Source organism: Stutzerimonas stutzeri SDM-LAC, assembly GCF_000235745.1.
GTDB lineage: Bacteria > Pseudomonadota > Gammaproteobacteria > Pseudomonadales > Pseudomonadaceae > Stutzerimonas > Stutzerimonas stutzeri_H.
This window is the reverse complement of sequence record NZ_AGSX01000037.1, coordinates 1-10006: the sequence shown is the minus strand read 5'-3', so window position 1 is coordinate 10006 and position 10006 is coordinate 1. Positions and strand designations below refer to the sequence as shown.

9 protein-coding genes are annotated in these 10006 nt (G+C 64.0%); 4 read left to right on the top strand and 5 right to left on the bottom strand.

The window, feature by feature from the left end; genetic code table 11:
• On the top strand, positions 1-875 hold an 875-nt coding region (locus tag PSTU_RS0103635), incomplete at its 5' end, for an MFS transporter (RefSeq protein ID WP_019339681.1).
• A 99-nt stretch (positions 876-974) separates the two neighbouring features.
• On the opposite strand, the gene PSTU_RS0103630 is transcribed toward PSTU_RS0103635, so the two are convergent.
• The 4 genes from PSTU_RS0103630 to PSTU_RS0103615 all read right to left on the bottom strand — a co-directional run bounded on the left by PSTU_RS0103630 (position 975) and on the right by PSTU_RS0103615 (position 5507).
• Positions 975-3179 (bottom strand): xanthine dehydrogenase family protein molybdopterin-binding subunit, encoded by a 2205-nt coding sequence (locus tag PSTU_RS0103630; protein WP_019339680.1) that lies wholly within the window; start codon positions 3177-3179, stop codon positions 975-977.
• Entirely contained in the window at positions 3176-4162 is a 987-nt protein-coding gene (locus tag PSTU_RS0103625) for an FAD binding domain-containing protein (RefSeq protein WP_019339679.1), read from the bottom strand. Before PSTU_RS0103625 ends, PSTU_RS0103630 begins: the two co-directional genes overlap by 4 nt.
• Positions 4159-4692: a (2Fe-2S)-binding protein gene (locus PSTU_RS0103620; protein WP_029404599.1), complete on the bottom strand. Its 534-nt coding sequence runs from the start codon at positions 4690-4692 to the stop codon at positions 4159-4161. Before PSTU_RS0103620 ends, PSTU_RS0103625 begins: the two co-directional genes overlap by 4 nt.
• A gap of 212 nt (positions 4693-4904) precedes the next feature.
• Positions 4905-5507, bottom strand: coding sequence for a nucleotidyltransferase family protein (locus tag PSTU_RS0103615; RefSeq protein ID WP_019339677.1), 603 nt, complete (start codon positions 5505-5507; stop codon positions 4905-4907).
• Between the two features lie 343 nt (positions 5508-5850).
• Here PSTU_RS0103615 and PSTU_RS0103610 point away from each other — a divergent pair, with 343 nt between their 5' ends.
• The 3 genes from PSTU_RS0103610 (at position 5851) to PSTU_RS0103600 (ending at position 9256) form a co-directional block, all read left to right on the top strand.
• Positions 5851-7146: an NCS2 family permease gene (locus tag PSTU_RS0103610; protein WP_019339676.1), complete on the top strand. Its 1296-nt coding sequence runs from the start codon at positions 5851-5853 to the stop codon at positions 7144-7146.
• Positions 7147-7271: 125 nt separating this feature from the next.
• Positions 7272-8360, top strand: coding sequence for a tRNA (uridine(54)-C5)-methyltransferase TrmA (trmA, locus tag PSTU_RS0103605; RefSeq protein ID WP_019339675.1), 1089 nt, complete (start codon positions 7272-7274; stop codon positions 8358-8360).
• A gap of 344 nt (positions 8361-8704) precedes the next feature.
• Complete coding sequence (locus tag PSTU_RS0103600) at positions 8705-9256, top strand: cytochrome b (RefSeq protein ID WP_019339674.1); 552 nt, start codon at positions 8705-8707, stop codon at positions 9254-9256.
• A 53-nt stretch (positions 9257-9309) separates the two neighbouring features.
• Here PSTU_RS0103600 and PSTU_RS0103595 read toward each other — a convergent pair.
• Positions 9310-10006 (bottom strand): molybdopterin molybdotransferase MoeA (locus PSTU_RS0103595; protein ID WP_019339673.1); only part of this gene is annotated, 697 nt, incomplete at its 5' end.

The window sequence follows — 10006 nt, the reverse complement described above, 5'->3', positions numbered from 1 at the left end:
GCGCGCGGGCCTTCGAAGGGCCCGCGACCCAGGCGCTGCTGCCGAGCCTGGTGCCTACGCAACTGTTTCCCGCCGCCGTGGCGGCCTCGTCCTCGGCCATGCAGTCAGCCACCATCGTCGCACCAGCGTTGGGCGGTCTGCTGTTCGCCATCGGTCCACTGTGGGTCTATGGCCCGGTAGCGCTGCTGTTCGCCCTCGCCTGCAGTCTGATGCTGAGCCTGCCGAAACGCCCGGCACCGCCCAAACAGACTGGCCCGGCGATGGACAACCTGCTCGCCGGGATGCGTTTTATCCGCAGCCGACCAGACATCCTGGGCGCCATTTCGCTGGACATGTTCGCCGTGCTGCTGGGTGGCGCCACTGCGCTGCTGCCGGTGTTCGCCAAGGACATCCTGCTCACCGGCCCCTGGGGACTCGGTCTGCTGCGCTCGGCACCTGCGGTGGGTGCGTTGTTGATGTCCCTGTGGCTGGCCCGCTATCCGATCAACAAGCGCGTTGGGCGAGTCATGTTCGCCGCTGTCGGGGTCTTCGGCGTGGCGACCATCGCCTTCGGCCTGTCGACATCGTTCTGGCTGTCCATGGCCGTGCTGGTAGTGCTCGGCGCGGCGGACATGATCAGCATGGTGATCCGCGGTGCATTCGTGCAGCTGGAAACGCCGGACGCGATGCGTGGCCGGGTCAGCGCTGTGAATGGATTGTTCATCGGTGCATCGAACCAGCTCGGCGAGTTCGAGTCCGGCCTCACCGCCCACTGGTTCGGCACGGTCCCGGCAGTGGTGCTTGGCGGCGTCGGCACGCTGCTGATCACTGGAACCTGGATGAAGCTGTTCCCGACGCTGGCCAACCGCGACCAGTTGCATCGGGATCTGGATTAGCGGTTTCAGTGGAAGGCGCTTCGCGGCCTTCCACCCTACAGCCGTTGCCTGCCAACCGTAGGGTGGAAAACGGCGCAGCCTTTCCACGCGCCACGACGGTTACAACACCTTGTCCAAGGTAATCGGCAAGTCCCTCACGCGCTTGCCGGTGGCATGGAAGATGGCGTTGCCCACCGCCGCCGCCACGCCGACAATGCCGATCTCGCCGACGCCCTTGGAGCCCAGCACGTTGACGATCTCGTCCTTCTCCTCCACGAAGATCACGTCAATCTCGCCGATGTCAGCGTTCACCGGGACGTGGTATTCCGAGAGGGTGTGGTTCATGTAACGACCCAGGTTGTGGTCGATCATGGTCTCCTCATGCAGCGCTTGGCCGATGCCCCACACCACGCCGCCGACAATCTGGTTACCGGCCGTCTTGGGATTGACCACCCGCCCAGCCGCCACGGCGCTCACCGCCCGGCTCACCTTGATCGTGCCCAGCGTTTCGTCCACTCGCACCTCAACGAAAACGGCCGAATGCGTGGCGGTCGAATAATCGTTGCGCTTTTCACCAGGTTTGACGCTCACCTCGGCCTCGAGCACACCGCTGACGGCAACGATCTGCTCGATCTCGACGTTGCGCGCGGGCGACGCCTTTAGCCGCATCAGACCGTCTACAAACTCCACATCGTCGAGCTTTGCCCCAGTGAACGGGGACACGGGCGACTGCTGCGCCGCATCCAGAATCTTCTGGCGTAAGCCTTCACACGCTTGCTGCACGGCGCTGCCAACCGAAGAGACCGTCGCCGATCCGCCTTCCAATGGTGCCTGGGACAAGCTCGAATCGCCGAGCCGAAACTCCACGCGATCCATCGGCAAGCCCAGGGCGGCGGCGGCAATCTGGGTCATCACGGTGTAGGTGCCGGTGCCGATATCGGCTGTGGCACTGCTGACCACCAACCGGCCATCAGGCTCCATGCACGCCTTGGCGCTGGCCGGCATCTGCATCGCCTCCCACACGCCGGTGGCCATGCCCCAGCCAATCAGTTGGTTGCCATCGCGCATCGAGCGCGGCGCCATCGAACGGCGCGACCAACCGAAGCGCTCGGCGCCCTGCTCGTAGCATTCGCGCAGCGCTTTGCTCGAATACGGTTTGTTCTGGTTGGCGTTGCGCTCGGAGTAATTGATCAGGCGCAACGCCAGCGGATCGACATTCGCCGCGTAGGCCAGTTCGTCCATGGCGCATTCCAGCGCATAAACGCCAATGGTTGCGCCGGGCGCCCGCATGTCGAGCGGGGTGTAGACGTCCAGCGGCACCAATTGGTAATCCAGCTTCACGTTCGGGCACTGGTAGAGCATTCCCGACCATTCCACTTCATGCTCGGTAAAGTCCTCGAACGAGGAGGTCTGGCCAATGGCCTGATGGGTCAGTGCCTGCAATTGACCGTTGGCTGCAGCACCGATCGAGAGGCGCTGCACGGTGCGTGGGCGGTAGCCAAAGGTGAACATCTGCTGGCGTTTGAGCGCAACGCGCACCGAGCGCTTGAGCTTGAGCGCTGCCATCACGGCCAGCGGCAGCTGGTATTGCGGACGCAGACCGGAGCCAAAGGCGCCGCCGACGAAGGGCGACAAGATGCGGATTTTGTCCTTCATGCCAAACACGTCTTCGAGGTAGCGCATGCAGTTCTGCACGCCCTGGGTCTTGTCGTAGATCTCCAGGTTGCCTTCCGGAAGGTAATGAACCGTGGACGCGTGAGGCTCCATCGGGTTGTGATGCTCGACCGGCGTGGTGTACTCGAGGTTGAGCCTGAGCGGGGCATTGCGCAACGCGCTGTCCACGTCACCGCGCGGTTCCGGCAGCTCGGCCGGTGCCTTGTGCATGGTTTCCAGTTCGCTGAGCAGGTCGGTCCGGTGTGGCTCAGGTGCGTATTCCACCTTGACCAGGCTCCCGGCGTAACGGGCCAGCTCAAGGTTTTCCGCGACGACCAATGCAATTGGCTGGCCGCTGTAGAGAATGCGGTCGTTGAACAGCGGGCGGAACGGCGAGCCGTCGGCAGCGTCGTCGTCCTCGTAGGGCTCGTCATAGCTGGCGATAGGCGGGCGATTCTGGTGAGTCAGTACCAGCGCTACGCCTGGCACCGCTTCGGCGGCGCTGGTATCGATGCTGACGATCCGACCACGGGCGATACCGCTGTTCACCACGCTGCCATAGAGCAGGCCCGGGAAGTCGAACTCAGCGGCGTAATGCGCCTGGCCGGTGACCTTGAGCGGGCCATCGACGCGGTCAAGGGGTTGGCCGAACGGGGAATTGGCTGGTTTCATTGGGCGACTCCTTTGGCGGCGTCGGTCAGGGCACGAACGATCGCGCGACGGCCCAGTTCGATCTTGAACGCGTTGTGTTCGAAGCCACTGGCATCCTCGAGCAGGATGTCGGCAGCGGCGCTGAACGCTGCTTCGCCAGCCGTCTTGCCAACCAGCGCCGCCTCCGCTTCGGCCTTGCGCCAGGGTTTGTGTGCCACGCCGCCCATGGCGATGCGTGCGCTGCGGATGTTCCCGCCGTCCATGTCCAGTGCAGCCGCAACGGACACCAGCGCAAACGCGTAGGAGGCGCGGTCGCGCAGCTTGAGATAACTGCTGTGAGCGGAGAAATCCTGCGCAGGCAGCTCGACGGCAGTGATCAGCTCGCCGTCGCTCAGCGTGTTGTCACGCTCGGGCGTATCGCCAGGCAACCGGTGGAAGTCAGCGAAATCAATGCGACGCTCACCCTGAGGCCCCTGCACGTGTACCACGGCTTCCAGCGCCGCCAGCGCTACGCACATGTCCGATGGATGCACAGCAATGCAGGCATCGCTGTGGCCGAGGATCGCGTGAATGCGGTTCAGGCCGTCACGTGCGGGGCAGCCAGTGCCCGGCTCGCGCTTGTTGCACGGCGTGGTGCTGTCGTAGAAGTAGTAGCAACGCGTGCGCTGAAGCAGGTTGCCGCCGGTACTCGCCATGTTACGCAACTGCGGCGAGGCGCCCGCCAGAATCGCTTGAGATAGCAAGGGGTAGCGCCGCTGCACCAGCGGGTGCCGGGCCAGATCGGCGTTACTCACCAGCGCACCGATGCGCAACCCGCCGTCAGGCGTTTCGTCGATATCGGTCATGGGCAAGCGGGTGATGTCGATCAGCTGCGATGGACGGGTGACGTTTTCCTTCATCAGATCGAGCAGGTTGGTGCCGCCCGCGATGTAGCGGCTGTCCGGGCGAAACTGCCGGATGGCGTCCTCGACGCTGCTTGGGCGTGCATAGCTGAAGGGATTCATGGTTTTACCTCCCGCACAGCGTTGAGGCGGTCGCGGGTTTGCGGCATGGCTTCTTCTATTGCCGCAAGAATGTTCGGGTAGGCACCGCAGCGACACACATTGCCGCTCATCTGCTCGCGTAGCTCATCGCGGGTCTGTGCGTGGCCTTCGCTGACCAAACCCACCGCCGAGCAGATCTGTCCCGGCGTGCAGTAGCCGCACTGAAAGGCATCGTGGCTGACAAAAGCCGCCTGCATCGGGTGCAGCGCCTCACCGTTGGCCAACCCTTCGATGGTGGTCAGCTGCGCACCGTCGTGCATCACGGCAAGCGTCAGGCAGCTGTTGATCCGCTTGCCGTTGAGCAGCACGGTACAGGCGCCGCACTGGCCGTGGTCACAGCCTTTCTTCGTGCCGGTCAGGTGCAGCTGTTCACGCAGCAGATCGAGCAACGTGGTCCAGGGATAGACCTCGACTTCACGGTGCTCGCCGTTCAATTGGAGGGTGATGGAACAGGCGGCAATCCCACCTGCAGCGGTAGACGTTTCGCTCATGGCAGCCTCACGGTTTGGGGGCTTCGGCTGCCTGTTCTGTGCAGGATCGCCGAAAAGCTCAGGCATTTGATGCGCTTTCCGTGCGCCTAGGGGTACGACTGCCAGGGCGGAAAAAACGTTCAGCCGGCGGGCTGGGAGGCGCCGAGCAAAGGGTGCCCCGCCCTTCAACCCCATCCTGAATCCACGGAGCGGTGATCGGCAGCCGGCCGGTCTCAGGCGCCTCGGCGGTCCTTGGGGCGGTCGATGTCCTGCAACACGCCGACATCATCGACCTCGACGTCGGTGATAACGCCCGCGCCAAAAAGGGCTTGCGCACCGCGGTCACCGTCGAGTGCCATCAGCTGCCGACGATAGCGGCTGCCGATACCACGCGGGTGACCGGGTTGCCCCGCGTGGCGCGGCAATACCAGTCGCTCCTGCTCGATTTCAGCAGCAATGCAACGGATGGTTTCACGGCGGATATAGGGCATGTCCCCAAGCACTACCAGCCAGCCCCGTTCGGCTGGATATTGCGCAATGGCCTGCGCCAGGCTGTGACCGAGGCCATTGCTGCGCACCGTGAACACTTCGGCACCGAACGATCCGGCCCGCTGATCAAGCCACGCGCGCAGCGCAAGATTGTCTTCACGGGTGATTACCACCAGTCGCTCCGTGATACCCGCCAGCGACTCGAGCGTCGAGGCCAGCACGCCGGGGGCCGCTGGCGTATCACGGCTGGGCACGAGCAACTTGTCTTGATCGACAAGCTCGCGGTAGCGGCTACCCTGTCCGGCTGCCAGCACCAGCGTGCACAGTCCCATGATCGGTTCAGACATGAATAGGCTCCTTCGAAGTGGTCTCGCCCCAGCCGTGGTCTCGACGACCTGTCAGGCGCAGCGCTTGGCTGGATCGATTGAACATCTGAGCCCCGAGAACCGCAGCGCAGACCTTGGCGCACAATGCGCCTCGATGAGGCTTTGGACAGGCGCCAGCACCAGAGGTCGCAAAGGCCGAAGAAACAGAACTGATGGGTCACCCTAATCGAATTCAACCGACTGGAACGACGGTGTAAGATGCGCCGCTTTTGCGGGCATCGCCCGGATAAGCTTTGCTGTACCGAGCAAGTCGTCCAGAGAGACAACCCCAACGCATCATCGACCGGCAAGAAGAGGAATCACCATGCTGGAGAAGCTGTTCCAACTCAAAGCGCACAACACTACGCTGCGCACCGAGATCCTCGCCGGTCTCACGACCTTTTTAACGATGGCTTACATTCTCTTCGTCAACCCGAGCATCCTCGCCGAAGCCGGCATGGATCACGGCGCGGTGTTCGTCGCCACCTGCCTCGCCGCAGCGATCGGCTCGGCGATCATGGGGCTGGTCGCCAACTACCCGATCGCCCTGGCACCGGGCATGGGCCTGAACGCTTTCTTCACCTACACCGTGGTGCTGACCATGGGCTACACCTGGCAAACCGCGCTGGGCGCGGTGTTCCTGTCGGGTGCGATCTTCTTCCTGCTGTCGATCTTCAAGATCCGTGAGTGGATCATCCACAGCATCCCGCTGGCGCTGCGTTCGGGCATCGCGGCGGGAATCGGCCTGTTTCTGGCGATCATCGCGCTGAAGAACGCCGGCATCGTTGTCGACAATCCAGCCACGCTGGTGGGCCTCGGCGACCTGTCCGCTGGCGGCCCGCTGCTGGCCTGCCTGGGCTTCTTCCTGATTGCCGCCCTGGCCTACCGTCAGGTCACCGGCGCGGTGATGATCGGAATTCTGGTGGTTACCGGCTTGTCGATCATTCTCGGTCTGTCCGAGCTCAACGGCGTGGTGTCGATGCCGCCTTCGCTGATGCCGACCCTGCTGCAGCTGGACCTCGCTGGCGCGCTGGACATCGGCCTGCTCAGCGTGATTTTCGCCTTCCTGTTCGTCGACCTGTTCGACACCTCCGGCACCCTGATCGGCGTCGCGCAGAAGGCCGACCTGCTCGACAAGGACGGTCGCATGCCACGCCTGGGCCGCGCGCTGCTGGCTGACAGCACCGCGACCATGGCTGGCGCCGCGTTGGGTACCTCGACCACCACCAGCTACATCGAATCCGCCGCCGGTATCAGCGCCGGTGGCCGTACCGGCCTGACCGCGTGCGTGGTCGCGCTGCTGTTCCTGCTCAGCCTGTTCTTCGCCCCGCTGGCTGGCGCCGTACCGGCTTATGCCACCGCGCCGGCGCTGCTGTTCGTCGCCGTGCTGATGATGAGCAGCCTGGCCAACATCGACTGGGACGACCTCACCGTTGCCGCGCCGGTGGCCATTGCCGCCCTGGCCATGCCGCTGACCTTCTCCATCGCCAACGGCATCGCCTTTGGCTTCATCGCCTGGACCGCCGTCAAGCTGCTCGCCGGCCGCTGGCGCGACCTGAGCCCGGCGATGTGGGTCCTGTCGATCCTGTTCGTGATCAAGCTGGGCTGGTTCGCCGGCTGACGCTGGCGTCGCAGGGTGGATGACGCTTTTTTCTTCCACCTTTCGTACCGCGACGGTGGATGGATGAAGCGCCAACTGTGCGCCCCGGTCCACCCTACGATTCATCCAATTTCCCAAGAGTCCCAATGAGCGCTCCGCAATTCGACCCCGCCACTTACGACGCCCAACTCGCCGAGAAAGCCGCGCGGCTGATGGAACTGCTGGCGCCCTTCGACGCACCCGCGCCGGAAATCTTCGACTCGCCACGTGAACACTATCGCCTGCGCACCGAGTTCCGCCTGTGGCGCGAAGACGGCCAGCGTCATTACGCGATGTTCGAGCAGGGCGACAAACACACACCGATCCTGATCGATAGCTTCCCCATCGCCAGTCGCCGTATCAATGAACTGATGCCACAGCTCAAAGCCGCCTGGCAGTCCAGCGAGACGTTGAGCTTCAAGCTGTTCCAGGTCGAATTCCTGACCACCCTCTCCGGCGACGCGCTGATCACCCTCGCCTACCATCGTCCGCTGGACGACGCCTGGCAGCAGGAGGCGGAATCGCTTGCCGCGACGCTGGGCACCAGCATCGTCGGCCGCTCCAAGGGCAAGCGCATCGTCATTGGCCGTGACTATGTCACCGAGCGGCTGACCGTTGCGGGTCGAACCTTCAGCTATCGCCAACCCGAGGGCGCCTTTACCCAGCCCAACGGCGAGGTGTGCCAGAAGATGCTGAACTGGGCGCATGACGTCCTTGGCGAGCGCACCGACGATCTGCTCGAACTCTATTGCGGCAACGGCAACTTCACCCTGCCGCTGGCGACCCGCGTGCCCAAGGTGCTGGCGACTGAGATCAGCAAATCGTCGGTCAATGCCGCGCTGGCCAACCTCGACGACAACGGCATCGATAACGTCAGCCTGGTGCGTCTGTCTGCCGAAGAGCTGACCCAGGCACTGAACGAAGTGCGCCCGTTCCGCCGCCTGGCCGGGATCGACCTGAAGCGCTACAGCTTCGGCAGCGTTTTCGTCGACCCGCCACGCGCCGGCATGGACCCCGACACCTGCGAGCTGACCCGCCGCTTCGAGCGCATCCTCTACATTTCCTGCAACCCGGAAACCCTCGCGGCGAACATCGCCCAGCTGCACGACACCCACCGCATCGAGCGCTGCGCGCTGTTTGACCAGTTCCCCTATACCCATCACATGGAATCCGGGGTGTCGCTGGTGCGGCGCTGACCGAGCGGCTGATGCCTTCCTGCCCTCCTCAGCGGGTGCAGTGCCCAGGCGCTTGACTGGGAAAACACGCCACGCCCTATCAGCCGGATGGGCGCTGCAGCAGTCGCGCTGATCTGAGTGTTAGCCGCCTGCGCCTGGCCTACTCACGGCCGAGCATGCGCGCCAGCACCGCGTGGAAATTCCGACCGTTTCGTTCGACTCGGCGACCGCAGGATACGGGGCTCGGCCTGTCGATTGCTGCGCGCATCACCGCGTCGAATCGTCGCGACGCCTGGCCGGATAAGCTTCGCTTAAGTTTCGTGGCATAAACTCGGCGGCAATTATCCACACGCAGAGTAGGTGAAATGAACGAAAAACTGATGCCAGTACGCTACGGGCGGCTGTCCATTGGCTTGCACTGGCTGATGGTGCTGCTGATTGCAGCCGTCTACGCAACGATTGAACTGAAGGGCAATTTCGCCAAGGGCAGCGAGCCGAGAGAGCTGCTCAAGCAGTGGCACTTCATACTCGGCTTGTCGGTGTTCATGCTGGTCTGGCTGCGTTTGCTGGCCAGATGGCTGCGCCCGGCGCCGCTCGCCATTGCCAGCGCAGCCTGGGAGCAACGTCTCGCCAAGCTGGCGCACTTGGCGTTGTATGGCCTGATGATCGGCCTGCCACTGCTGGGCTGGCTGAACTTGAGCGCCGCTGGCAAACCCATTCCGTTCTTCGGTCTTGAATTACCCGCGCTGCTGGGCCCGGACAAGGCTCTAGCCGGTGATCTCAAGGAAGTTCACGAAACCCTGGCCGTGCTTGGTTACTGGCTGATCGGTCTGCATGCTGCAGCCGCGCTGTTTCACCATTATGTTCGCCGCGATGACGTCCTTCGCCGGATGCTGCCGCAGCGTCACCAGGCCTGATGCGCAGACGCAAAACGCCCGGTCGACCATCATCGACCGGGCGTTTGCGCGTCTCAGCCGAGCAGCTCGCTGAACGGCAGGTACTCCACCACTTCACCCGCTTCCAACGTGCGGTTGCGTTCGACGAGGGCCAGGCCTTCGGCCCAGCTGGCCGAGGTCAGCATCGCCGAGCCCTGCCGCGGGTGCAGGCACACGCGCATCTCGCCATCGACCTGCTCCAGCCGTGCGCGCAGGTACTGGCGGCGGTTGTTCGGCTTGCGCCAGGCGAAGCCCGCGGTCAGGCGCAGCGGCTTAGGCAGCACCTCGGTGCAACCCTGGGCACTGAGCAGGAACGGCCGCGCCACCACCAGCGAGGTGATCAGCGCTGCCGCCGGGTTGCCTGGCAGGCCGATCCACGGCTTGCCATTGACCTCGCCAAACGCCAGCGGCTTGCCCGGCTGGATCGCCAGACGCCACATGTGCAGCTCGCCCAGTTCGCGGATCGCCTGTTTGAGGTGATCCTCCTCGCCGACCGAGACGCCACCGGAGGTGAGCAACATGTCCCATTCGGACGCTGCAAGCGCCAACGCATCACGGCTGGCCGCCAGCTCGTCGACGAGGATTTCGTAGTCGTGAACCTCCATCCCGAGGCTGCGCAACACGCTGAGCAGGCAGTAGCGGTTGGAGTTGTAGATCTGTCCCGGTGCCAGCGGCTCGCCGGGTTCGCGCAGTTCATTGCCGCTGGAGAGCAAGCCGATGCGCAACCGCCGG

What these genes read in the sequence shown, in the direction of transcription:
- PSTU_RS0103630 (WP_019339680.1), bottom strand. Translation starts at nt 3,179, where the DNA reads ATGAAACCAGCCAATTCCCCGTTCGGCCAACCCCTTGACCGCGTCGAT.
- PSTU_RS0103625 (WP_019339679.1), bottom strand. Translation starts at nt 4,162, where the DNA reads ATGAATCCCTTCAGCTATGCACGCCCAAGCAGCGTCGAGGACGCCATC.
- PSTU_RS0103620 (WP_029404599.1), bottom strand. Translation starts at nt 4,692, where the DNA reads ATGAGCGAAACGTCTACCGCTGCAGGTGGGATTGCCGCCTGTTCCATC.
- PSTU_RS0103615 (WP_019339677.1), bottom strand. Translation starts at nt 5,507, where the DNA reads ATGTCTGAACCGATCATGGGACTGTGCACGCTGGTGCTGGCAGCCGGA.
- PSTU_RS0103610 (WP_019339676.1), top strand. Translation starts at nt 5,851, where the DNA reads ATGCTGGAGAAGCTGTTCCAACTCAAAGCGCACAACACTACGCTGCGC.
- trmA (WP_019339675.1), top strand. Translation starts at nt 7,272, where the DNA reads ATGAGCGCTCCGCAATTCGACCCCGCCACTTACGACGCCCAACTCGCC.
- PSTU_RS0103600 (WP_019339674.1), top strand. Translation starts at nt 8,705, where the DNA reads ATGAACGAAAAACTGATGCCAGTACGCTACGGGCGGCTGTCCATTGGC.